The sequence below is a fragment of the Microbacterium sp. LWH11-1.2 genome, from assembly GCF_038397745.1.
Lineage (GTDB): Bacteria > Actinomycetota > Actinomycetes > Actinomycetales > Microbacteriaceae > Microbacterium.
In genome coordinates this window covers 165,191-188,772 of record NZ_CP151636.1, presented here as the reverse complement: position 1 = coordinate 188,772, position 23,582 = coordinate 165,191, and the positions used below count along the sequence as shown (strand labels likewise).

Annotated in this window: 20 protein-coding genes and 1 pseudogene; 9 read left to right on the top strand and 12 right to left on the bottom strand. The window is 64.5% G+C overall.

Annotated features, from left to right (window positions below; all coding sequences use genetic code 11):
- Window positions 1–6 precede the first annotated feature (6 nt).
- From MRBLWH11_RS00900 to MRBLWH11_RS00890, 3 genes are all read right to left on the bottom strand, one after another.
- On the bottom strand, window positions 7–633 hold the full coding sequence (locus MRBLWH11_RS00900; protein ID WP_341946368.1) for a helix-turn-helix domain-containing protein: 627 nt from the start codon (window positions 631–633) through the stop codon (window positions 7–9).
- 83 nt (window positions 634–716) lie between these two features.
- Window positions 717–1,202, bottom strand: coding sequence for a flavin reductase family protein (locus MRBLWH11_RS00895; protein ID WP_341946367.1), 486 nt, complete (start codon window positions 1,200–1,202; stop codon window positions 717–719).
- Window positions 1,202–2,470 (bottom strand): acyl-CoA dehydrogenase family protein, encoded by a 1,269-nt coding sequence (locus MRBLWH11_RS00890; protein ID WP_341940294.1) that lies wholly within the window; start codon window positions 2,468–2,470, stop codon window positions 1,202–1,204. Before MRBLWH11_RS00890 ends, MRBLWH11_RS00895 begins: the two co-directional genes overlap by 1 nt.
- A gap of 209 nt (window positions 2,471–2,679) precedes the next feature.
- Between MRBLWH11_RS00890 and MRBLWH11_RS00885 the strand changes: the two genes are divergently transcribed.
- The 3 genes from MRBLWH11_RS00885 to MRBLWH11_RS00875 all read left to right on the top strand — a co-directional run bounded on the left by MRBLWH11_RS00885 (window position 2,680) and on the right by MRBLWH11_RS00875 (window position 7,376).
- Window positions 2,680–4,329, top strand: a complete 1,650-nt coding sequence (locus MRBLWH11_RS00885) for an ABC transporter substrate-binding protein (protein ID WP_341946366.1) — start codon at window positions 2,680–2,682, stop codon at window positions 4,327–4,329.
- A gap of 126 nt (window positions 4,330–4,455) precedes the next feature.
- Window positions 4,456–6,591: an acetate--CoA ligase family protein gene (locus MRBLWH11_RS00880; protein ID WP_341946365.1), complete on the top strand. Its 2,136-nt coding sequence runs from the start codon at window positions 4,456–4,458 to the stop codon at window positions 6,589–6,591.
- A 41-nt stretch (window positions 6,592–6,632) separates the two neighbouring features.
- Entirely contained in the window at window positions 6,633–7,376 is a 744-nt protein-coding gene (locus MRBLWH11_RS00875; protein WP_341946364.1) for an SDR family oxidoreductase, read from the top strand.
- Window positions 7,377–7,563: 187 nt separating this feature from the next.
- Here MRBLWH11_RS00875 and MRBLWH11_RS00870 read toward each other — a convergent pair.
- The 3 genes and pseudogenes from MRBLWH11_RS00870 to MRBLWH11_RS00860 all read right to left on the bottom strand — a co-directional run.
- Window positions 7,564–7,797, bottom strand: a pseudogene (locus MRBLWH11_RS00870) (4-hydroxybenzoate 3-monooxygenase); the annotation flags it as partial.
- A gap of 52 nt (window positions 7,798–7,849) precedes the next feature.
- Window positions 7,850–8,056 carry a hypothetical protein gene (locus MRBLWH11_RS00865; RefSeq protein ID WP_341942594.1) on the bottom strand — a complete coding sequence of 69 codons (207 nt, stop codon included), beginning with the start codon at window positions 8,054–8,056 and terminating at the stop codon, window positions 7,850–7,852.
- Window positions 8,057–8,190: 134 nt separating this feature from the next.
- Complete coding sequence (locus MRBLWH11_RS00860; RefSeq protein WP_341946363.1) at window positions 8,191–9,153, bottom strand: N-acyl homoserine lactonase family protein; 963 nt, start codon at window positions 9,151–9,153, stop codon at window positions 8,191–8,193.
- A gap of 182 nt (window positions 9,154–9,335) precedes the next feature.
- Between MRBLWH11_RS00860 and MRBLWH11_RS00855 the strand changes: the two genes are divergently transcribed.
- The 4 genes from MRBLWH11_RS00855 (at window position 9,336) to MRBLWH11_RS00840 (ending at window position 13,428) form a co-directional block, all read left to right on the top strand.
- Entirely contained in the window at window positions 9,336–9,671 is a 336-nt protein-coding gene (locus tag MRBLWH11_RS00855) for a RidA family protein (protein WP_341940289.1), read from the top strand.
- Between the two features lie 93 nt (window positions 9,672–9,764).
- Entirely contained in the window at window positions 9,765–10,358 is a 594-nt protein-coding gene (locus MRBLWH11_RS00850; protein WP_341940288.1) for a helix-turn-helix domain-containing protein, read from the top strand.
- A 258-nt stretch (window positions 10,359–10,616) separates the two neighbouring features.
- Entirely contained in the window at window positions 10,617–11,900 is a 1,284-nt protein-coding gene (locus MRBLWH11_RS00845) for an acyl-CoA dehydrogenase family protein (protein ID WP_341946362.1), read from the top strand.
- Window positions 11,901–12,045: 145 nt separating this feature from the next.
- A complete protein-coding gene (locus MRBLWH11_RS00840) occupies window positions 12,046–13,428 on the top strand; it encodes a Xaa-Pro peptidase family protein (RefSeq protein WP_341946361.1) in 1,383 nt (460 codons plus the stop codon).
- A 453-nt stretch (window positions 13,429–13,881) separates the two neighbouring features.
- Here MRBLWH11_RS00840 and MRBLWH11_RS00835 read toward each other — a convergent pair whose 3' ends face one another.
- The 5 genes from MRBLWH11_RS00835 to MRBLWH11_RS00815 all read right to left on the bottom strand — a co-directional run bounded on the left by MRBLWH11_RS00835 (window position 13,882) and on the right by MRBLWH11_RS00815 (window position 19,704).
- Entirely contained in the window at window positions 13,882–14,835 is a 954-nt protein-coding gene (locus MRBLWH11_RS00835) for a DMT family transporter (protein WP_341940285.1), read from the bottom strand.
- A gap of 43 nt (window positions 14,836–14,878) precedes the next feature.
- Window positions 14,879–15,694: an alpha/beta hydrolase gene (locus MRBLWH11_RS00830; protein WP_341946360.1), complete on the bottom strand. Its 816-nt coding sequence runs from the start codon at window positions 15,692–15,694 to the stop codon at window positions 14,879–14,881.
- Window positions 15,695–15,894: 200 nt separating this feature from the next.
- Window positions 15,895–16,956 (bottom strand): ABC transporter permease, encoded by a 1,062-nt coding sequence (locus MRBLWH11_RS00825; protein WP_341946359.1) that lies wholly within the window; start codon window positions 16,954–16,956, stop codon window positions 15,895–15,897.
- A gap of 37 nt (window positions 16,957–16,993) precedes the next feature.
- The gene (locus MRBLWH11_RS00820; protein WP_341946358.1) at window positions 16,994–18,505 is read right to left on the bottom strand and encodes a sugar ABC transporter ATP-binding protein; all 1,512 of its coding nucleotides are present in this window, start codon (window positions 18,503–18,505) and stop codon (window positions 16,994–16,996) included.
- 35 nt (window positions 18,506–18,540) lie between these two features.
- On the bottom strand, window positions 18,541–19,704 hold the full coding sequence (locus MRBLWH11_RS00815) for a sugar ABC transporter substrate-binding protein (protein ID WP_341946357.1): 1,164 nt from the start codon (window positions 19,702–19,704) through the stop codon (window positions 18,541–18,543).
- 311 nt (window positions 19,705–20,015) lie between these two features.
- Here MRBLWH11_RS00815 and MRBLWH11_RS00810 point away from each other — a divergent pair, with 311 nt between their 5' ends.
- Both MRBLWH11_RS00810 and MRBLWH11_RS00805 read left to right on the top strand, forming a co-directional pair.
- Window positions 20,016–21,260, top strand: a complete 1,245-nt coding sequence (locus MRBLWH11_RS00810; RefSeq protein ID WP_341946356.1) for an acyl-CoA dehydrogenase family protein — start codon at window positions 20,016–20,018, stop codon at window positions 21,258–21,260.
- Between the two features lie 121 nt (window positions 21,261–21,381).
- Window positions 21,382–22,005 carry an NADPH-dependent F420 reductase gene (locus tag MRBLWH11_RS00805; protein WP_341946355.1) on the top strand — a complete coding sequence of 208 codons (624 nt, stop codon included), beginning with the start codon at window positions 21,382–21,384 and terminating at the stop codon, window positions 22,003–22,005.
- 172 nt (window positions 22,006–22,177) lie between these two features.
- Here MRBLWH11_RS00805 and MRBLWH11_RS00800 read toward each other — a convergent pair whose 3' ends face one another.
- Entirely contained in the window at window positions 22,178–23,551 is a 1,374-nt protein-coding gene (locus MRBLWH11_RS00800; RefSeq protein WP_341946354.1) for an aldehyde dehydrogenase family protein, read from the bottom strand.
- Window positions 23,552–23,582: the final 31 nt, after the last annotated feature.

Sequence of the window (23,582 nt, the reverse complement as noted above, 5' to 3'; positions counted from 1 at the left end):
GAGAGATCACGAATGCTGTGAGCGAGCGACCTCGTCGACGGCTCGTGAGAGGAGGGGGAGCACGTCGTCGAGCCGGAACGGAGTGACGGAGGCCAGTAGTATGCACGCGTCCGATCCGATGATCGGCACGTAAAGGGGCAGCGCGATCGTCGTCGCCAGTCCACCGATCGCATTGCTGAATCCTGCGGCATCCGCGAGCGGATCGGTCGCCGCAGCCCCCCTGCCTGCGTCGATCGCTCTGAGAGCGACGTCGTTGTTCTCATGCACGAATCCTGGCGGCGCGGCGACATGCATGCCGGGACGCTGCGGGCCGGCGCTCGCGACGGTGACCAGGATGCCGTCCGTGTCGGCGATGATCATCGCCGAGCAGTCCGTGTCATCAGCGAGCTTCTGGAGCGAACCTCGGACGAGGTTCTCGATGGGCTCGGCGACCGCTCGAGCGAGCGCCGTGATACCGAATCCGAGATAGTAGCGCTTACGATCGTCCCTGCGGATGAACTGCGTGCGCAGGAACGGTCGCAAGAGGCGGTAGAGAGCCGTGCGCTGCGTGTCGAGTCGACGCGCGAGGTCGGATGCGGATAGTCCCTCCGGGTTCGCATAGAGCTCCCAGAGCAGGGCGATCGATCGTTCCACCGTCGTCGAGGAATCGGACGTCGCCAACTCAGCTCGCCGGTTTCTGTGGGACATGACGAAAAAGGCCGGCATCGCCATGGGGGTCAGCTGAGTCCGGAGAGCGCACCATTGAAGAATAGCAACGGCTCTCCGTCGGTCCTCCCGAAGTCCGTGATCCTTCCGACCACCAAGGTGTGATCGCCCGCATCATGCTGCGCCCAGTGCTCGCATTCGAACCATCCGATCGCGTCAGCGATTCGCGGCACTCGACCGGAGCGATCCCAGTCCGGTGCCCCTGCGCGGTCTTTCGAGGCGAAGGACCGCGCAGCCGCCGCGTGCGTGTCCGCGAGGATGCTCACGGAGAACGGCTGCTGCATGAGCGGTTCGTGCGATCGGGACGTCTTCTGGATCGATACGAGAAGCAGCGGGGGGTCCAGCGACACAGAGGTGAAGGCGTTGACGGTGAGCCCGTGGATGCCGTCATGGTTCTCGAAGCCGACGATCGTGACGCCGGTGGCGAAACGCGAGAACGCGCCACGCAGCGCCTGTGCATCGAGCAGGGACGGGGTCCGCAGTGTCGACGTGTTCATCATGACCGCTTGCGGGTGGGAAGGTCGACGCGGATGCTCGCCCGGTCGGCGAACTGCGGGTGGGGCGGGTAGATGGCGGACATCTCGATATTGTCGATGAAGGGACCGCCTTCCATGTCGCGAGTCATCCAGTAGGCGCCGACGGAGGGAAGTTGGTTCTGGGCGATGATGATGTGGTTCGCTGCCACCGCCATGTCGCGGAAGATCCGTGCGAGACGGGACTTGGCCCCGACACCGCCCACGCCGCTCTCGACGAACAGGGTGTTCACGATGTCTCGGCACTCGTGAACGATGAACGTGTTGATCTCCGCCATGAGCACACGCAGCTCGTAGTCGATGAAGCGGTTGTTCTGCGCACTCTCGAACGCGCGGGAGATCACATCGTTCTGCAGCAGCCGCGATGCGCGGATCCGCGCGTCCGACCGAGCGATAGCGATGTGCAGGTTCTCGTCGGTCGCGAAGCGAAGCTGACGATAAGAGCCGCGACGGGCTTTGAGGTGTGTCTGCTTGATCAGCTCCTCCAGCGCGGCGGTTGCCAGCCCGAGCGCATGAGCAGAGTGTGCGGCCTGGATGAATGGCCCCTTCTCGTGCGGCGTGCCGTAGGTGATCCCCCAGATACCGCGCTCGTCCACCATGTCGGCAGGAACGAACACCTCTTCGTCGACCGAGAAGTCGCCACTTCCTGTTCCGCGCAGACCCAGACCGTCCCAGGTGTCGTGGAGAGTCACGTCCTCCCGGCGGAAATAGGGAACGACGAACCACGGAGTGCCGTCCTTCGGAGAGAGCACGACCTCGCCATTGTCGTCGTGGAGCACGCACAGGCCGAAAAGATGGGTCGCCTCCGGGGATCCACTCGAGAACGGCCAGCGTCCTGATACCCAGTAGCCTCCCTCCACGGCGCGCGCGACTCCGCCGGCGCGGCCTCCGTTGCCTGCGATGATCCATCGCTCGTCTTCGAGGATGCGTCGCATCGCGTCCTTTCCGGCCCAGGTCTGCCCCGTGTGCAGCATGCAGAGCCAGCCTGCGGAGCCGTTCACGTGGGAGAGCGCCTCGACGGCTTCGAGCCATTCGACGGGGTGCGCTTCCAGCCCACCCAGCTCTTTCGGGAGGAACGCGCGGTACATCCCGCACTCGTAGAGGGCGTCGGTGATCTCTTCAGGCATCCTCCGCTCGTTCTCGATGATCTCCTCGGCATCGCGAACAAGGGGGAAGATCTCGGTCACGCGCTCGAGAAGCGTGGCCTCGGCAGTGGTTGTGGCGGTGTTCACGGCATCTCCTGTCACATAATTAGTACGACAAGTCACAGTGTGTATCAATAGATAGACATTTGCAAGAAGATCTTTCAGGCTTCTTCCGGATGTGCGTGATGGAGCGATCGTTATATAAAAGTCACCACATTAAGGTCGATCTGCGGTTCAATGACGGAACCGGAGTCCGTCCCTAGGGCTCTGCGATGAACGTCGAGAGGAAGCACGATATGAACCGATCGCGCCGGACCCTGCGCAGGGCCGCACTCGTCGCCGCCGTCAGCATCGCGACCGCGAGCTCGGTGGTCGGATGCACGGCGGTGACGCCGGACACGACGCCGGACGCCGCTGTGAAGACGGTGCTCAGATCCCCGGGAGGGGACGGGCCTGTCGACTCGATCACCTGGAACCTCGGGTCCGGAGAGCCCGCCACTCTGGACCCGCCGAACGTCCCGACCTATTCGGCGATGGCCGTCGTCACCAGCGTCTGCGACTCCCTGCTCTCCGTGGACGAGTCGGGGGCGATCGTGCCCGGTCTTGCGTCCGTGACCCAGGAGTCCCCGCTGAGGGCGGTGTTCACCCTCCGTGCGGACGCGACGTTCTGGGATGGGGCGCCGCTGACGACCGAGGACATCGTTTACAGCCTCAACCGGGCCGCGTCGCCGTCGTCCTACCTCGCGCCGACGTTCGCCAACGTGGCGTCGATCTCGGCCATCTCGGACACGGAGGTCGCGATCGACTTCAGCGCCCCCGATGCCACCTTCCTGCCGACGATGGTCGGCGTCGGGGGTGTCGTCATGGAGAAGGCGTTCAGCGAGAAGGCCGGGGAAGCGCTCGGCGCCCCCGCGGGCGGTTTGATGTGTTCTGGCCCGTTCGAGATCTCCCAGTGGAACGTCGGCACCGACATCCGCCTCGTCAAGAACAAGAACTACTGGAACGAAGAACGAGCGGCGAAGGTGGGCGACGTCCGCCTCACCTTCATCACCGACACGAGTGCGCTCACTCAGGCGATGGCGACCGGTGAAGTCGATGGCGGATGGGAGATTCCCGCGTCGTCGATCCCGGCTTTGGAGGCCGTCGACACCGGGTCTCTGTACTACGGCAACACCACGACGATCTGGTCTCTCCGTGTCGCGAGCCCCGACAGCATCCTCGCGACCGACGCCACGCTGCGGCAGGCCTTCCAGCAGATGATCGACAGGGACGCGATCGCGAAGACGGTCTTCCATGGTGCCGCCCGGTCGTGGAGCACCGCGATCAGCCCCAACTCGTGGCCGGCCTCCGTGCGTGAGAGCACGCAGAAGCGGACGTCCGCGATCGCGGACGTCCGCGGCTACGACCCGGAGAAGGCGAAGCAGTTGGTGGAAGAGGCCGGAGCCGAGGGGCGGAAGATCGAGCTGATCGTGGCGAGCGGAGACGAGACGGCTTCTCAGCTCGGCCAGCTCGTTCAGGCCCAGGCGGAGGCCGCGGGCCTTCGCGTCTCGATCAGGGCGCTCCAGCCGCTCGAGTACGCCCAGGCGATGTACGACCCGTCCGTGCGTGGGGACAGCGACTTGCTTCTGAGCAGCAGCGGCGACATCGTGCAGGAGCCGCTCGCCTCGATCCGCTACTACTACCTGCCCGACGGCCTCTACAACTGGGATGGCTACGTGGACGAGAGGCTCGCGGGACTGTTCGGTGAGGCCGTCGGCGAACTCGACGAGAAGCGCCGCACCGAGATCACCCTCGACATCCAGGATCGCTTTGAGGAGCGCGCCGCGACGATCTCCATCGTCAACCCCTACCAGGTCAACTTCGTCAGCGATCGTCTGGGCGGGGTGATCGCCTCTTCGGTCTACGTCAACCTTCCGTCGCTCTCCTTCATCGGGAGCGCCGAATAGCGACGGCCTGATCGGAACGGCGGCCAGCCCGGATGCAGCCGGGCTGGCCGCCGTTCCGCTGCAGGATCGGGCTGGACGTGGCACTCCGCTTTTTATATAATAACTGCTACATAATAAGGAGTCCCTATGTCGCTCGCCAAGCTCGTCCCGCTGATCACGCTCGTTTCCCCGAGGCGAGTCGTCGTCGTGGGCGCTTCCTCGACCAGACCCGATGCCACCGGGAACCAAGTGCTCCGCAATCTCCGCGGCGGCGGTTTCACCGGCCGGATCGATGTTCTCAGCCGGGGCGATGGCACGATCGAGGGCATCGTGCCGCTGGCCGACGTGAGCGAGGCGGCCGACGTCGACCTCGCCGTCGTGACCCTTCGAGCAGGAGCCGTGCTCCCCGCGCTGCGTGACCTCGCGGCTGTCGGCGTCAAGACGGGGCTCGTGATGAGCGTGGGATTCACCTCCGACGAGATCCAGGCGATCAGCGACTTCTCTCGCAGCTCGGGCATGCATATCCACGGACCGAACTGCATGGGGCTGATCAACGTCCACGACCGCACCATGTTGTGGGCGGACGAGGGGATCCTCGCCGACCTGCCCGCCGGCAATGTCGCCATCGTCTCGCAGTCGGGGTCTGGCGCGATCTTCGTGGCGCGATCGACGAGTGGTGTCGGCTTCTCCCACATCGTGTCGACGGGCAACGAAGCGGTGCTGACGACCGCCGACTATGTGCGATACCTCGCGGAGGATTCCAGGACGGGAGTCATCGCGCTCATCCTGGAGTCGGTGTACGACTCCGAGGGTCTGGCTCGCGCGGTCGACGCCGCTCGGAAGGCCGGCAAGCCGGTCGTGGCGCTGAAGGTGGGAGCTTCTGATTCCGGGCGGGCGGCGACTCTCGCGCACACCGGAGCGATGCTCAGCAATCGAACGGTCATCGACGCGTACATGGAGCAGATCGGCGTGCCTCTTCTGTCGGACTACGACGAGTTGGCGGCTGCGATCGACCTGCTCGCCCGCGTCGACGCACGAGCCGTCGGAGCGGGGCGTACCGCGATCGTCACTCTCTCCGGGGGCCAAGCAGCTCTGGCTGCGGACCTGGCCGAACAGGTGGGGGCGACGCTGGCGCGCTTCTCGCAGGAGACCCAACGGCGCCTCGAGGAGGTACTCCCCGACATGCACGCGATCAACCCGCTCGACGCATGGGGAAGCGCGGATGCCGACGACGATACCTTCCGTCGCACTCTGCAGATCGTCAGCGAGGACGAGGGCGTGGATGTCGTACTAGGTGTCATCGATGCACAGTCGAGTCTGTCTTCGATCGAATTGGAATACGAAGACGATATCGTCGATGCCTTCACGCATCTGAACACTGAGACCGAGATCCCCGTGCTCTTCGCTTCCAGCTCCTCGATGACCGTCCACCCTGCCCGGGTGCCCACGACCCCCACGGACATCCCGGTGCTCCGCGGACTCCGCAACGCGTTGACAGCAGTGCGTGCGGCCTCTCTTGTCGCGGGCTCGGGCGCGGGACTGCCCGCCCGCCCATCGTCGGTTCCCGGCACATCGATCGTGGGCGAGATCCGCGACTCTCTCGCGCGCACATCGGGCGTGCTGGACCGAGACACCATGCGACGGGTTTTCGATGCGTATGGCATCAACGCCGTCGGATCGCGTTCCTTCGGCGATGTGGATGAGGCGGTTCGATGGTGTGAGCGCAATGGATACCCCGTCGTGGCGAAGATCGATTCTCCGGACATCACCCATCGTTCCGATGTAGGCGGGGTGGCGCTCGACTTGCAGGACGAGGGCCAGTTGCGCGATGCATGGAAGTCGATTCTCGAATCAGCACATCGCCATCGCCCTGATGCCGTTGTGCGCGGCATCGAGGTGCAGAGGCAGATACTCTCGGGGATCGAAGCCTTCGTTGGCTTCGTCTCGGACCCCGACATCGGCGTGGCGGTCGGTATCGGTGTCGGTGGAGTGCTGGTCGAGCTTCTCGGCGATGTGGAGTACGCGATCGCACCATTCTCGGCGGATACAGCGCGGCAGCTGCTCGACCGGACCCGTCTCGCTCGTCTGTTGAGCGGGTTCCGAAATCTGCATCCTGTCGTCGATGTCGAACCTCTTCTCGACGTCCTCGTGAAGCTCTCGTGGCTGGCGGAGGACATGAAGGATCTCTTGGCCGAAGGTGACCTGAACCCGGTGATCATCGACCCGATCGGAGGCACCACATTCGTGGTCGATGCGCTCCTCGTCGCTCGCGCCCGGAACTGAGACGGCATCCTGCACGGGTCGTCAGGGTGACGGCTGCTGCAGTGGAGAACATCAACGAGAGAAGGGCCGCATTGACCGTACGAAGAGAGATTCAGATGGAGACCACCCCCGCGCATCCCATCGGGGGCAGGCTAGTGCTGCTCGCCGGGGGGACATCCGCTTCGGGACTTGCCGCCGCGAAGGCGCTTCTCGCCCGCGGCGCCCGAGTGATCATCGCCGGACGGAATGAAGAGAAGCTCGCTCGGTGTCGAAGGGAGCTGCCGCACGTGTATGTTCAGCGCGCGGACCTTGCGAGCGAGGAGTCGGTCGCAGAACTGAAGGCGCGAGTAGACGACATGTGGGGGCCGGTCGATGGGGTGTTCCATCTGGTCGGCGGATGGAGCGGGGGTGGCGGCCTCGCCGCGCAGACGGAGGAGGCATTCCGTCTGTTGGAAACCGGTCTGTCAGCCCTGCGGCACGTGTCGCGCGCGTTCGACCGTGATCTAAGACAGTCGTCGGCCGGCCGTACCGCGATCGTCTCGTCCGTCGTAGCTTCCCGCCCGACCGACGGCTCTGCGAACTACGCCACCCTCAAAGCAGCAGGCGAGACATGGATGCGCGCTGTCGACCACGGCCTTCGAACACACGGGGCGATTGGGGGCGGCGGGGCGAGGTCATTCGCAGCCGTGTTTCGAGTCCGGTCCCTCGACGGCGTCGAGGAGGCGCTTGGGGAGGCCTTCGCCGAGCTCTGGTCGCGTCCCATCGCTCCCTTGGAAATGGTGCTGACCGAGCTCCATGCGAGTTGATCGGCGGCTTCGTCGTCGCCCGGAGCTCGAGAACGGTATTCGCCTGCTCTGGGAACGTCTTCGCGCGCGTCTGGCCCGATCGGTGGCGGTGAGGGGGCTGGCCGTGATGGAGGAGGTGCTCTGCCAGCCGCGGTGTTGTGCAGGATGTGCGCCGCAGCGTCACAGGTTCAGACCGTGAAGAACGGCGTCAGGCGAGGAGCCAGCCAGAGTAAGCCTCGGCGAGGAATGTGCGCCCGGCCTCGGAGCCGACCAACGAACGCAGCTCGCCGAGTTGCCGGCGGCGGTCGAAGTCCGACGCGCCCGGAGCGGCGTGCAGCATCCACCATGAGGAGTGCTGAGCTTTCCAGATGTGGTTCAGTGCAGTCTCCGTGTAAGCGTCGATGAGGCGCTCATCGTTCCGAAGTAGCAGCGGTCGCAGCGCGCTCCCCCTAGCGCAGCGAGTGTTTCACGATCAGCTGCGTCGCCACCGCGAGTCAGCGCGGAGAAGGCGACGTTCGACGTGAGAGGAGTGATGGCGGTGGCAGTGAGCAGTCCACGACCAGCCGTCGATGCCCTCCGGCTCGGCCACGTCCAGCGCGTGATCCTGTGCGCCGCGAGCGGCTCGTGATGATGACGTCGTTGCCTGAGCCAATGAGAGCCTTTGCGAGTTCGAGGCCGATGCCGCGTGATCCGCCGACGATCAGGATCGTCTTATTCTTCGATGTCGCCGTCTCCTCGTTCGATTCCTATCGTCGCGTCGGCGGCGATGCTCCCCGCATCCGCCGAAGACGGCGCCTGCACGTGAGCTCTTCTTACAGGCGCCGTCTGTTGTCGATCAGGTCAGGAGCACGCCTGCGTTCGCAGGTGCCCTGGAGGCCTCGTTCTCACGTCGGTTGACCTCGATGACGTAGTTGCCGCTGTCGGTCGTCCAGGACTTGTAGCGCTGCACGATGTCGATGTCGTGGCCGGGAATGATCCGGCTCGTCTCGTCTTTGAGTTCTTCCTTGAGCGTCTTGTAGAGCCTGATGAGGTTGAAGTCGTTGCCCTGACCATAGCCGGGGGTCCACATCTTCTCGACGTTCGAATACCAGTACACGGTGTCACCGGCGACGACGAACGGGCCGCTCTGCGTCTCGATCTTGAACCATTGCGACCCGAACGTGTGGGAGTCGCGGGCCAGACGAGCCGTCACTCCCGGGAGCAGTTCCTCGTCGCCGTTGACGAAGCGGATACGGCCGTCCGCGATGCCCTTGGCCGCACGGGCCAGGTCGGTGGGGTCGAACGATGAGAAGATCCATGCGCGGTCGGCATCGCTCGGCATCTGGTTCGCCAGATCCACCGCTTCGGACCACCCGACGTACTCGTCGAACTGCACATACAGCTGGGCGTTGGGGAATGCCTCGAAGTTGCCCATGTGGTCGAAATGCATGTGGGAGACGAGGATGACGTCGATGTCCTCCGGGGTGAGGTCGACCTTCGCGAGAACCTCTACCGGGCTCTCCCAACTCTGGAACGGGTATCGATCGAGCCAGTAGTCGTTGCGGAAGCCACAGTCCACGAGTGCGACATGCTGCTTGCCTCCCACTTCTCCACCGATCAGGAGGGTGTAAAGCATCGGTATGCGCACCGTTCCTGCATTGCTGTAGAGGCCTGAACCTCCGAAGAAGTCATGGGGCATGGTGCCCTGACAGAACTCAAGTGAATAGATCGAGTAGTCGGTCTTGCGTTCGCTCATGATGGCGCTTTCTCGGGTTCGGGTTGCGGGCCTGGTCTTGTATGAGAGCTGACGTTGCTGCACGGGTGTGCAGTACACCTACATGTACATCTCTTCACAAACGATTGCAATACTTTTAATCAGACGGTAACGTCAGAGCGCGGACAACAAGGCTGCGGCGGATGGCTGTGCACCTGCGCCGCCTGACAGCTTGAGGAAAGTAGACGGAGATGCCCGGTGATCGACTCGTACGCTTTCCCGCTCCGGTGGTCCCGGGAATCGCGGACAGTGTCCTGGACACTGCCACGGGGCTCCTGTACGTATCAGGCGTCTACGCTCCCTACCCCGAAGACGACGAGCACTCGATCAGGCTGACCTTCGGAGCATTGGAAGAGGCGTTGCACAGAGGCGGCGCGACCTTTGCAGACCTGATTCGGGTCAACGTTTACATCAAGCATCTCGACGAGGAGAAGCTTCAGGCGTACCGCCGCGTCCGCGACTCGATCCTCGATCCGGATCAGCTGCCGGCGAGCACGGCCGTTGGCGTGCACTCGCTCTACAACGATGCGGTGATCGAGATCGACGCGATCGCCGCGATCTGACACCCATCGCTCTGTGTAGTCGCGTTGCACGGACTTTGAGCCTGGCACGATAGTCTTGCCGAATCGCATGATTGAGGCAACGGAGATCATATTGTGGCCGCTGATGAACTGGGAACGCGCCTGCGACAAGCTCGGCAGTCGCGAAGCCTGAGCCTCCGTAGCGTCGCGCAGTCGCTCGGCGTGTCGCCCAGCCTCATATCGCAGGTCGAGACAGGAAAGTCCCAGCCTTCCGTGTCCACCCTCTATGCCCTCGCGAATCTCCTCGAGGTATCGGCTGACGACCTGCTCGGCATGGGATCCGACCATTCGAGAGGCTCCTCTGCGGCCGTTGCGCGGTCCGATGTCCAGCGCGCGGGCGATGGCCCTGTGATCGAGATGGAGAACGGCGTCCGATGGGAGCGGCTCGCGATGTCGCAGGGCGGTGCGGTCGAGGCGTTGCTCATCACATACGATCCCGGCGCCTCCAGTTCGGTGGACGGGCGGCTCATGCGTCACGCTGGGATCGAGTACGGGTACATGCTGGAGGGTGTGCTGACGCTCCAGCTTGATTTCGACACCTACGAGCTGTCGCCCGGCGATTCGCTCCATTTCGAATCGTCGCGGCCGCATCTGCTGGCCAACAGGGGGGCGGTCCCTGCCCGTGGGGTGTGGTTTGTCATCGGCAGACACGACACCCCGAACGTCTGAAGCCCACCCCTCCAGCGTCTGAAGCCGACGGCTCTCCGGCATGGCACGTCGTCCTGTGTGATGCACGATTCGTGCTCCGGAGGAGAGTCAGAGGCACGCCGTCCTCCGATCCGTCGCTTCTCTCCTTGTCGTCGACGTCGACGATGGTCGATCCCTGCGGCGTTTCCAGGCCGCGAAAGTCTCCACGAGGTTTGGCGCGCTGGGCCTGGGGAGAGAAGCTCCTTCTGCAGCGCCCCCACGGCAGATGTACAGTGGCACTTGACACAATGGGGATGCTCCGTCATTGTTGTTGAACACGCGAGACACGGCCGGAACAGCCGACCGCGCCGCCACGAGGAGAGTGCCATGGCAATGACAGGAATTCGGCCCGAAATCGCAGCGATCGTCGAGAAGATCGACCAGTTGCGCCCTCAGCTCATTGCGGGCGGACGCGAAGCCGATCAGAACCGTCGTATCTCGCGCGAGGTCTTCGAGGCGGTCGCTGCGACGGGCGCCTTCAGCATCTCCGCTCCGACGAAGTTCGGCGGGCTTGCGGCCAACACGCGCGAAGCCCATGCTGTGGCACGAGCCATCGGTCGCGGTGACGGCAGCCTGGCGTGGGTGGACGGCATCCTCGATTCCGGCGCCTGGGTACTCAGCCTTATGGATGAGCGCGCACAGCAGGACGTCTGGGGCGATGGCCTCGACTCGTTCATCTCGATCGTGCTCGCAACCACCTCTGAAGCGGAGCCCGTCGAAGGCGGATACCGTGTCACCGGCAAGTGGGGCTATGGCACCGGCAGCATGCATGCCACGTGGTCGCTTCTCGGCATTCCGCTGAAGAACGACGCCGGAGAGGTCGTCGACGCGGGCCTCGCCCTGATCCCGACGGCTGACCTCACTTATGACGACAACTGGTTCGTCGCAGGGATGAAGTCGACGGCGAGCGTCATGCAGATCGCCGAGGACGTCTTCGTTCCCGCATATCGGGTCCTCCCGCTGACTGCCGCCGTGGAGGGCGGATATCTCGGCGACAACCCGGAGGCCGCCTATAAGACGATCTTCGTGCCGTCGCTGTTCATGAAGCTCGTCGGACCGCACCTGGGAATGGGACGCGCGGCTCTCGACTTCGTGATCGAGAAGGCCGAATCCAAGCCGATCGCCTACACCGGCTATGCGAAGCAGGCGGACTCCGTCCTCTTCCAGACCGCGATAGCCAAGGCGACCGTCGACCTCACGGCCGCGGAGCTCGTCGCGGCACAGGTCGCCGACGAGATCTACGCCGGGACGGAGACGGGGTATTACGCGCCTTACAGCGAGCGCATCGAGATGCGGGCGAAGGCCGCGTGGGTGGTCGAGACCATCACGAACATGATCCACGACCTCATGACCGCCCACGGATCGGGAGGTTTCGCAGACGTGTCGCCGCTCCAGCGGATCTGGCGCGACCAGGCCACGGCATCGCGCCATGGCCACACGCTCGGAGCGAGTGGCTACGAGGCATTCGGAAAGGTGATCTTCGGCCGGGAAGAAGACGCGCGCTTCGTCCTGCCCATCGTCTGATCCGCCCGCAGCGCCGGCGGTCGTCTGCGTGTGCCAGTGCGCCGCAGGCGGCCCCTCGGTCGACCGGCGCCGTGACAGCCTCGACCGTTTACTCACACCCAACCCGCATCGTGGCGCGCCGTCGCGTCCGACCTGGAGGAAAGCAATGAAGAGCACGGGCACGACAGGCACCAACGGTGTCGACTGGGAGGCGCGCGTCGACTTCGACCGCCTGCGCGACGAGCGCCTCAGCCGGTTGAAGAGCGAACTGGCTTCGTCGGATCTCGGAGCTGTTCTGGCGTTCGACTTCTCGAACATCCGATACATGACGTCGACTCACATCGGCACGTGGGCCATGGACAAACTGATCCGATTCAGTCTGCTCACCCGCAACACCGATCCGATCTCGTGGGATTTCGGCTCGGCAGCGAAGCACCATGCGCTCTACAACCCGTGGCTCGACGTGACCTCGTCGGAGATGGATGCTGATCCGCATGCGCCGCACGAGGGCACGAAACGTCCGCGTCTGGAGTCGGGCGCACGGGCGGGTATCTCGACGCTTCGCGGAGCGTTCCCGCCTGACGCGGGTGTCGCGGAGGAGGTCGCGCGCAAGATCAAGCGCGAGCTGGAGAAGTTCGGGGTCGCGCACGAGCCGTTGGGCGTCGACGTCATCGAGCTCCCCATCCTCTTCGCACTGCAGAAGGAGGGGATCACGGTCGTCGACGGCCAGCAGGTGTTCATGGAGGCTCGACGGATCAAGACGCATGACGAGATCCGGTTGCTCACGCAGGCCGCCTCGATGGTGGATGCCGCGTATGAGGAGCTCTATCGCTTCCTGCGGCCGGGGGTGCGTGAGAACGAAGCCGTCGGTCTTGTTGCCAAGACCCTGTACGACCTCGGCTCCGAGTACGTCGAGGGTGTGAATGCGATCTCCGGAGAACGATGCTCACCGCACCCTCACGTGTTCAGCGATCGCCTCATCCGCCCGGGTGATCCGGCGTTCTTCGACATCCTGCACAGCTGGAACGGGTATCGCACCTGCTACTACCGGACGTTCGCGGTGGGATCGGCATCGAGGCAGCAGAAGGATGCGTATACGCGCGCTCGGGAGTACATGGACCGTGCGATCGCTCTCGTGAGGCCGGGCGCGACGACAGCCGACATCTGCGCGGTGTGGCCGACAGCTCAGGAGTTCGGATTCGCCGACGAGGAAGCGGCGTTTGCTCTACAGTACGGTCACGGCGTCGGGCTGTCGATCTGGGAGAAGCCGATCTTCTCGCGCCTCACGTCCTTTGATCACCCGGAAGAGCTCAAAGAGGGCATGGTCTTCGCGCTCGAGACTTACTGGCCGTCTGCCGATGGATGGGGCGCCGCACGGATCGAAGAGGAAGTCGTCGTCACGGCGACCGGGTGCGAGGTCATCACCAAGTTCCCGGCGGAAGAGCTGCTTATCGCAGGCCCGCGCTACATCGCCGTCGGCGGTCCGTTGAAGAACGAGCGCGACTCGCAGTCGCACCTGAACACGATCTGGGGGCAAGGACAGGCCTGAGACCCGCGCGGCTCCGCTCCGAGGAGCGGAGCCGCGCCAGGTCACCCGTCCGTGTGCAAGGACTCCCCGTCGCAGGTGAGGTCAAGATCATCGTGAAGGAAGCCCGACGCGAGGCGTGAGCATCCCTCTTCGATGTCGCCGCCGTGGACTGTCAGCGCGCGAGGCAGCGAGCATCGATCGACACGGCCGCCGTGACGGTGGTCTGATCTCGCTCGCTAATAAGCCGAACGCCGCCAGTCATCGGGGCGGGATGCTCGATGGGTGAAGGCGAGAGACGGCCGCCCGGCTCGGTGCGCCGGTCAAATCACTTCGCGATGGGCACCGCGAACTGGTTCACTCTCCACCGCCGAGGCGGCCCTGCGAGGAATCGTCCCGGGGATCCTGACTCGATCGATCGTCAGCTGACCAGGATCCCTGCCATCATGCGCATCGCTCTCCCCGCCAGCTGGCGCCTCACCGGGTACGGCGGGGGAGCGCCGCGATCGTGACCGCGCAGAGAGCAACGGCGACTCCAGCGAGAAGTCCTGGCGTCGATCCCTCTGCCAGGGGGAGGGCAGACTCGAGCGCCACGGCGGCCAGGAGCTGCCCTGCAACGTTCGACATGCTCAGCAACAGCACGCCGACTGTGCGCACGAAGACGGCCGCGAGGCCGATGAAGAGGGTGCCGACGAAGCCACCGATGTAGTAGCCGGGATTGCTCGGCCAATGGTGCGGCCAACCCTGGATGCTGACCGAGACGACGGCTGCGATGAACAGTACGGATGTTCCGATGATGAAGTTCACGGTCGTCGCCGACGCGGCGCTGTCGGCAGCGACGCGCACAAGACCGTTGACTGCAGACTGCCAAGCGACGGCGATCCCCGCGACGACCGGGATCAGTATCAACCAGAACTGTCGGCCGACGGCGATGAAGGAACTCTGATCGGATAGCACGGCGATGGCCACGGCCCCCACGGCGAGGATCATTCCGACGACCCGCTGAACGCTCGGCCTGACGACGCCGCTCGGACCGACGCCGATCCTGTCGATCAGCAGACCGCCGAGTACCTGGCCGCCGACGATGCCGACAGTGAAGAGCGCCACGCCTGTCGCCGACGCAGCGAGTCCCTGTCCGAGAACGAAGAATGCGCCACATGCCCCGCCGGTAAGAGCCCAGACAGGGAGCGTCCCTGCCCTCACCTGCGTGTGAACGCGCCGCAGGCCCTGTCGGCCGCGCGAGGAGAAGAGCAGGACCACCAGCATCACGAGTAGTCCCGAGCCGAAGGAGATCGCCGACGCCAGGTACCCGTCGCCGATCTCCCCGCTCAGCGCTGCGTTGGACTGCGACTGCACTGCGACGAGAACGCCGGCGATCCCGGAACCGAAGAGCGCGAACCAGGCGGGGAACGTCCGGCCGTCACTGCTCATCGCCGACCTCGCCCGCAGCGGCGGTCCTCGCCGCGGTGGGCACTCAATTCTTCGCTGCCGTACTGGCTGCAACCTCAGTGAACGTGGCTCGAAGCTCTGCACCGACGAATCGCCGTGCAGCGAGGGCGTCCTTGATGATTCCGCCCATGTAGAAGAACGGGTGAACCTGCCCCTGGAATCTCACGCATGTCGTGTCGACACCGGCCTCGCTCAGCCGTCGCGCATAGTCTTCTCCGCTGTCGCGGATCGGATCGCATTCGGCGGTGAGGACGAGCGCCTTCGGGAGTCCGCTGAGGTCGGTCGCCTTCCCCGGATTCAGACGTAGGTCATCTGCATCCGAACCGTCAGCATTCGGGGCGTAGGCGGCGTAGAAGTACCTCAGATCACGAGCCGTGAGGAAGTGCCCTTCGCCGTAGGTGCGCCACGCCTCGGACTCGCGGATCATGTCCCAATCCAGGTTCGGGTAGATCAGCACCTGGTGAACCGGCTGGCGCTCGGCGTGCCGGAGGGCCAGCGCCACCCCGGCCGCAAGATTGCCGCCCGCGCTGTCCCCGGCGACCGCGACGGCATCCGGGTTGATCGACAGTCCAGCGCTGCCGGAGAGCAGCGCCTTCGTCACGGCGACAGCGTCTTCGTGAGCCGCAGGGAACTGGTTCTCCGGTGCGCGACGGTAGTCGACGCTGACGACGGTCGCCTGGGCATGAAGAGCGAGATCGCGGGTGGTGGAGTCGGCGAGATCTGGATCGCCGATGACCCAGCCGCCACCGTGGAAATACACGATGCAGGGTTGGTCGGGCTGGTTGGAGTATGCGTGGACACGGACCCTGACTCCTGCGATCTCTGTGTCCTCGACGAGCATGACATCTGCCCCGACTCCCGTCAGCGGGATCGCCTGCTCGAGATCCAGCCGGTTCTGCTCCGCGCTCTGAGTGTCGAGGGGTGGTGCGTCCTTCACGACGGCGAGGAACTCGCCTGCGTCTGCGGCCACTGGTGCCTGTGAGCTCATGTGGTTCTCCTCTGGTATGACGAACGACCCGCGTCCGTCGGTGGGTGGGGGGCTTACTTGGAGACGCGAACGGCAGCGGTGCGCGCGCTCAGCTGCACTCGACGCGGACGCCTTCTTCGCCGCTGGAAACCGCTCAGCGAGCTCGCAGCGGCGAGGACGAGAACGACACCCGTGACGATCCCGGAGATCTCGGTCGGCACGTTCAGCAGCGTGAGTCCATTGCCGAGGACTGCGATCAGCCACACACCGATAAGAACTCCGATGACGCTGCCTCGTCCACCTGTGAATGGCACGCCTCCCAGAAGGACAGCGGTCAGGACGGCGACTTCGAACCCCAGACCGAGCGTGCCGGACGGTGCGCTGCCGAGTCGCGCGACCTGCATGATCGCGGCGATTCCGACACTGATGCCCACGACGATGTACAGCACCATGACGAACGACTTGACCGGGATGCCGGTCAGGAACGCTGCGCGCGGGTTCGCTCCTACTGCGAGTGTGTGCTTGCCCGCGGGCATCCTCGCGGACACGAACCAGAAGATCGCACAGATCACTCCGGCGATCCAGACCAGGATGGGTATGCCGAGGAACACACCTGATCCCATTCCGATGAGGTCAACGGGCAGACCATAGAGCGAGCCGGGAGAGAGCAACTGCGCGAGTCCGCGCGCGGCCGCGAGCACACCGAGCGTCACGACGATGGGCGACATGCCGATCTGGCCGATTAGCACTCCGTTCAGCGTGCCCACCAGCGTTCCGACCAGCACGGCGCACACGATGCCGGCGATCATTCCGTACTCGATCGATGCGAACGCGGCGCAGACGCCGGCCAGTGCCATGACCGACCCCACAGACATGTCGACGTATCCCGCCATAAGAAGCATCCCGGCCGCGGCAGCGACGATGAACGTCGACGCATTCTGGTTCGCGATGTTGAGCAGATTGTCCGCCGTGAAGAACATTGGAGAGGCTGCGGTGAAGCCACCCATGAGCAGGACGGTGGCAATGACGAGGATCACCAGCTGGAGATCCATGGCTTGGCGGAACCGCAGCAGCACGCTCTTGCGAGGTGTCGTGGACGGTGCGGTCGGTGTGTGTGCTGTTTTCGTCGACATCATGTGAGGGATCCTCTGGTGAAACGTGAAGCGTGAAGGTTCATTGGGTGCTGAGTGTCGTGTCTTCGCCGAAGGCCAGCGACATGAGCTCTGCCTCGCTAGCAGAGGAGTCGATGATCGCCTGGACCTCGCCCTCATGCAGCACGACGATTCGATCGGCGAGGCTGACTGCCTCTTCGTAGTCGCTGGTCGTGAATATCGCGCACCGGCCGGGCTCGGACACGAATGCTCTGACGAAGGCGTAGATGTCTTCTCGAGCGCCGACATCCACTCCCTGGGTCGGCTCGTCGAACAGGAGCACCTTCGCGTCGCTGGCCGGGTTGGTCCATCGTCCGATCATGAGCTTCTGCGCGTTCCCCCCGGAGAACGCGCCGCCTGCCTGATCGGGCTCACGCGGGTGCAGGGCGAGCGCATCGGCGATCGTGTCGAAGGCAGCTCGTTCCGAACGCCTCGAGCGAATGCCGAACTTCCCCAGTTTCCGCATATGCGGGAGCACGACGTTGTCAACGGCCGTCATGTCGGGGAACAGGGCTTGGAGTTTGCGGTCGGCGGGCACCAGGACGATCCCTCGCGCCGCCGCATCGCGCGGAGTCCGGGCGTTCAGCACAGTGCCGCCCACTCTTGCCGTGCCTGCGTGGGTGGGACGAACGCCTGCCAGCGTCTCGACCAGGTTCGTCCGCCCGGATCCCAGCAGTCCGAAGACTCCGATGATCTCCCCCTCGCGCACGCCGAGGTCGACGGGGCCGCTGGCCGAGCCGCTGAATGACGAGAGCCCCAGCGCGATCTCGGCGCTCGCGTCCCTCGTGTCCCGCACCGACGGCAGTCGTTTGTTCGGGGAGATGAAGTCGACGAGGTCTGAGATCTCGAACTCTCCGCGTCTCCGGTCCTCATATAGGACGCCGTCTCGCAACACGATCGCGCGATCGGCAACGTGAACGATCTCCGACAAGATGTGGCTGACGTAGATCACTGCGATGTCCCGTGTGCGCGCGAGCATCGAGACCAACTCCAGCAACGCCGACACTTCGCTGTGGCTCAGTGCCGCCGTTGGCTCGTCCAGGATCAACACCTTCGGGTCGCGTCGCAGTGCACGCACGATCTCGACCACCTGCTGCTGACCGACGCTGAGGCTCCCGACCGTTGCGGCAGGATTCAGCGTCAGTCCCAGCGGCAGCAGCAGGCTCAGGGTCTCGCGCTCCTGGGCGCGACGGTCGGTCGCGCCCAGGACTGTGCGTACTTCGGAACCGAGGAAGACGTTGTCGGCGATGCTGAGCGAGGAGATCAGCTGGAAATGCTGGTAGATCATTCCGATCCCGGCTTCGATCGACTCCCTGGGGCTGGACCCCGAGTGTTCCTCGCCGTGTATCAGGATCTGACCGGATGACGGTGCTTCGGCACCGCTTATGCATCCGAGGAAAGTGGACTTCCCTGCTCCGTTCGCTCCGAGGAGCGCCGTCACCTCGCCGGAGCGAAACTCCAGGCTGATGCCTTTCAGTACTCGGTTCGAGCCGAAGCTCTTCTCCAGGCCCTTCGTCTCCAGCGCGACGACCATCGGCCGCTCCTCTCGCCTCTTCCTCGGTACGACTCTCACTTGGCGAACGTGGTGTATGCCTTGAGCAGCTCAGCGATCTTCTCGCTGTCGGACGGGTTGACGAGGAACATCGGCGTCTGCTTGCTCGCATCCCCATCGCCGGTGATCGTAGCGATGGCGTTGTCGACGACCGACGCACCGAGTTCGATCGTCGGAATCGCCGACGATGCGGTGTATCCGGTCTTGTCCCGCAGTGAGACGAGCGCCTCTTCAGCACCGTCGAACCCGGCGACGAACACCTCGTCGAGATCCACCTTGGCGTTCTGGAAGGCTCGCAGCGCTCCGAGCGCTGCATCATCGTTGAGGCCGATAAACACGCGCAGATTCGGGTGTGCGCGGAGTGCGTCCTCAGCGAGCTGCAGGCCGCAGTCCTGCGCAGCGCAGTCCTGCTGCGAGACGACATCGATGCCGGAGGACTCGAGAAGGCTGATGGCCGGGAGCACACGCGGCTGGATCGACGGAAGCGGCGTTGCGGTGGTCACGGCGGCCGTGATGTCACCGTCCGGGTGCTTCTCGGCGACCCACTCGCCGAGGTAGGCTGCCATGTCTTTGCCGGCCGTCTCGTTGTCGAATCCGACGGTTCCGTCCTCTTCGGGGTTGGAGGCCACGTAGGTCAGCCACTTCGTGCCTTGCGATTGCGCCTTCTCCCGCAGGTTCTCCAGCGCTGCGGGGTCCACGGGCAGGACGACGATCGCGTCGACCTTCTGGGTGACCCAGCTCTCGAGTGTGGAGCGCTGGGTTTCGAGGTTCATTCCGCTGGTGTTATCGAGCAGGACCGTGATGCAGCCGAGCTCTTCCGCATGCGCCGCAGCAGCCTCCTTGACGACCTTGACGGCTGATGCCTCGCTTGCGGGGTGACTGAAGCCGATGGTGTACTCCTCTTCGCACGAGGCGTTGGCGGAGTTGCCTGAACCACCAGGCGAACAGGCTGTTGAGACCAGGGCGACGGCGATGATGGTTGCGGTCACGGTCGCGAGACGACGCGACTTGGAGAACGATTGCATGGGCTTTCCTCGATCCGTTGGACGGGCCAGTGCATCTGGGGCTCGAGCGGGCTGCTCGACAGGCTGGCACAACTTTGTGACGCGTGACACAGGGGCGGCGAGTCCTTCGCGTTCGGGTGGAGTGACCGTGAGCCGACCTTTGACGTGTTGCGCCAATGTACGTTGATACTGAACGATGCGTCTATACAATCGTTTGCTTGTGTCCGATTCGTTACGTGGAAGTTAAAACCTGCGGCGCTGATCGGGATGGAGAACGCGACTGGCGAGCGCGCGTGGTCGGGAATGCAGCTACCGGATCCTCAGGAGTCCGTCGGTGTCGCGCGCGACGGTAGGGGGCAGGTCGCACGAGGGGAAGTTTTCACAACCGAAACACAAAAGTGACCTGAGGGCATATAGCATCAGGAGGAGAAGCAAACGATTGCAATCACACGCAGGCTCCACGCCAGCGTCACCTAAGGAGAGCGACAGTGAGCAGTTCAGTACAAGCGACATCGACCATGGACGCCTTCTTCGGCGCTCCCGGTCCCGACCAGGACATCGTTGCGAAGGCGGAGGCACTGCAGCCTCTGATCCGCGAGTACGCCCAACAGGGCGAGGAGAACCGTCGCGTCTCGGAAGAGGTCATCACGGCGATGCGGGATGCAGGACTCCTGCATGTCTCAATCCCGAGACGCTGGGGCGGTCTCGGCGGAAACTTCCGCACTTTCATCGACACCGTCGCGGCGGTGGGCCAGGCCGACGGTGCGACCGGCTGGGTTTCCGCACTCCTGAACTCGTCCACATGGTTCGCCACCCTGTTCCCCGATCAGGCCCAAGAAGACGTCTTCGGAGCGAACCCCCGCGCGTCCGTCGCCGCTGTGCTCTCGCCAGGCGGCCCCTTCATGCAGGCGAACTCCACCAAGAAGATCGAGCACGTCGAGGGCGGCATTCGCCTCACCGGCGAATGGGGCTACTCCACAGGTTCGCTTCACGCGGACTGGTCCATCGTGCCGGTGCGCACGGGGGGGGACGAGAATGGTCTTCCCGTGAACTCGCTCGTACTCATTCCGAGGGCCGACTCGAGCATCAAGGACACCTGGTATGTCGCAGGCATGCGTGCGACGGGTTCGAACACCGTCGTCGTCGATGACGTCTTCATCCCCGAGCACCGGATCGTGCCGATCGGCGACTTTGCGACCGAGCAGTACCCGCGTGAGTGGGCTGAGGAGGACAACTACAACGCCTCCTTCGTGCCGGTCGCGGAGATCGTTCTGAGCGCCGCGCAGCTCGGTATGGCGCGCGGCGCCATCGAGCTGGCCCGCCGCGTCGGCGAGAAGCCGATCACCTACTCGGTGTACCAGCACGCGAAGGATTCGGTCGTGCACCAGATCGAGCTGGCCAAGGCTCAGTCCGAGGCGGACCAGGCCTACCTCCTCGTGATCCGCAGCGTTGCGGCCATCGACTCCGCCGCCCGTGACCGTCGCCCGATGACCGTGGAAGAGCGCGCCAGGACTCGCATGGACAACGGTCAGGCCGCGGCACTGGTGCGCAAGTCGATCAACCGCTGCCTCAGCATCGCCGGTGCGTTCAGCTTCGCGGAGATCAACCCGTTGCAGCGCTTCTGGCGCAATAGCGAGACCGCCAGCCGCCACGCTCTGGTGCACCCGGAAATCGGCGCCGAGGTCTACGGCAAGTTCCTCTTCGGCATCGAAGACAACGTTCAGCCCTTCTGATCGTGTGTGACGGGGCCCTCGGGACGGCATCGCTGCCTCGAGGGCTCCATGTCATCGGTGCTCGCGGCGCAGCGAAGGCAGAAGACCAGATGTTCCCCCCCCTCAACCAAAGGCGAAGACAATGACGAACGTGACAGTGATCGGAACAGGCAGTATCGGATCAGCGGTGGCTTCGGTAGCGGGAAAGGCGGGCGCTCGCGTGCAGCTTCTAGGCCGAGACGCCGTGAAGGCCAGCAGTGTCGTCGCCGAGTCGGGCGCTGAAGCAGGCAAGGTGGGCGACCCGATCCTGGGCGACATCGTGGTGCTCGCCGTGCCCTACGAGGCGCTGGAGGAACTTGCGGAGCAGTACGCGGACCAGCTCGACGGCAAGGTGGTGGTCGATGTGACCAACCCGGTCGACTTCTCGACGTTCGATGAGCTGCTGGTGCCCTCCGACTCATCGGCGGCTGCGGAGCTTCAGAAGCGGCTCCCGAACGCGCGAGTGCTCAAGGCCTTCAACACGAACTTCGCGGGCACGATATCGACGGGGCTGGTCGGGGACGTCCCCACCACTGTTCTCGTCGCCGGGGATGACGAGAACGCGACACGGGCCCTAGTCGACCTCGTCACGGCCGGCGGCGTCGAGGCGGCCGTGATCGGATCGCTCAAGCGAGCGAGGGAGCTGGAAGCGTTCGCCTTCCTCCAGATCACCCTTGCCGCTCAGGAGATCGTCGGATGGGACGGCGGATTCGCCCTGAGGAAGTAGGTCTGCTCCCTGCGCCCGTTCGAACGCTCCGCTAGAAGGGCGAATGCCTCGGGCTGGTGATCGCACTCACCAGCCCGAGGCATTCGAGTTCCTCACGGACATCCCCTGTGGTCTGCTTCTGCTTTGAGACGCATCGGCCGAAATGTCACGCGTTCCTTCCGAGAAGGAGCTCTCAGGCGACCCACACCGTCTTGAGGTTGCAGAACTCCCGGATGCCCTCGGCCGAGAGCTCACGTCCGTAACCGGATCTCTTGATGCCTCCGAAGGGCAGCTCGGGGTACGAGATGGTCATGCCGTTGACGAAGACGGCGCCTGACTCGATCGTCTTGATCGCGTGCCCGATCTCTGCTTCGTCCGAGCTCCAGAATGCCGATCCCAGGCCGAAATCGAGACCGTTGGCGATCGTCAGAGCGTCTTCGAGCGACGCCGCTTCGTACAGACCCGCGACCGGCCCGAAGGCCTCTTCCGCATACAGGCGCATCTCGGGGGTGATCCCCGCGATCACGGTCGGCGGATAGAACCATCCTTCGGCGCCATCGTCGAGGGACCCGCCCACGATGATGTCCGCGCCCTTCTCCCGAGCATCGTCGACGAGTTCGACGATGTCGTTGCGACCGGAGGCGGTGGCCAGGGGCCCGATGTCAGTGCTCTCGTCGTGCGGATCGCCGATCTGCAGCTGTGCCATCTTCTCGGCGAACTTCGCGGCGAAGGTCGCGTAGGCATCGGTGTGCACGATGAAGCGCTTCGCGTTGATGCAGGCCTGGCCGTTGTTGCTGGTGCGGGCCTTCACCGCCATCTCTGCGGCGGCGTCGAGGTCAGCCGAGGGCATGACGATGAACGGGTCTGATCCGCCGAGCTCGAGCACGACCTTCTTCAGCACATCTCCCGCGATCGACGCGACCGATCGCCCGGCCGGCTCGGAACCGGTCAGCGTGACGGCCGACACACGCGAATCGCGGATGACGCCCTCGACGCGTCCGGCGCCGATGAGGAGGGCCGAGAATGAGCCCTCCGGGAAACCCGCGCGTGTGAAGAGGCGGCCGAGATAGACCGCTGCCTGCGGCACGTTCGATGCGTGCTTCAAGACGCCGGCGTTTCCCGCCATCAGCGCGGGTGCGGCGAAGCGGATGACCTGCCAGATGGGGTAGTTCCACGGCATGACGGCAAGGACGACCCCGAGCGGGTCGAAGCGTGTGCCGGCCTGGCTCGCTCCGACGGCGGAGGGGTCATCGAGCGAGCGTCCGCTGAGGAAGCCTTCGGCATTCTCCGCGTAGTAGCGCATCGCGTAGACGGACTTCGCCACCTCGCCACGTGACTGTGCGATGGGCTTGCCCATCTCGTCGGTGATCATCGCCGCGACCTGCTCGAGGTCGGCCTCCAGCAGATCGGCAGCGGCGTTCATGAGCTCGGCTCGGCGAGCCCACCCTGCGGCCTTGAGCTGCGGCACGGCGGCACTGGCAGCGGCCAGCTTCTGTTCGACGACATCCTCGCTGTCCTGCTCGAACGTCGCCAGCTCCTCACCGGTGGTGGGATTGACACTTCGCATGATTGCCATGGTTGCTTTTCTTTCGTCAGGT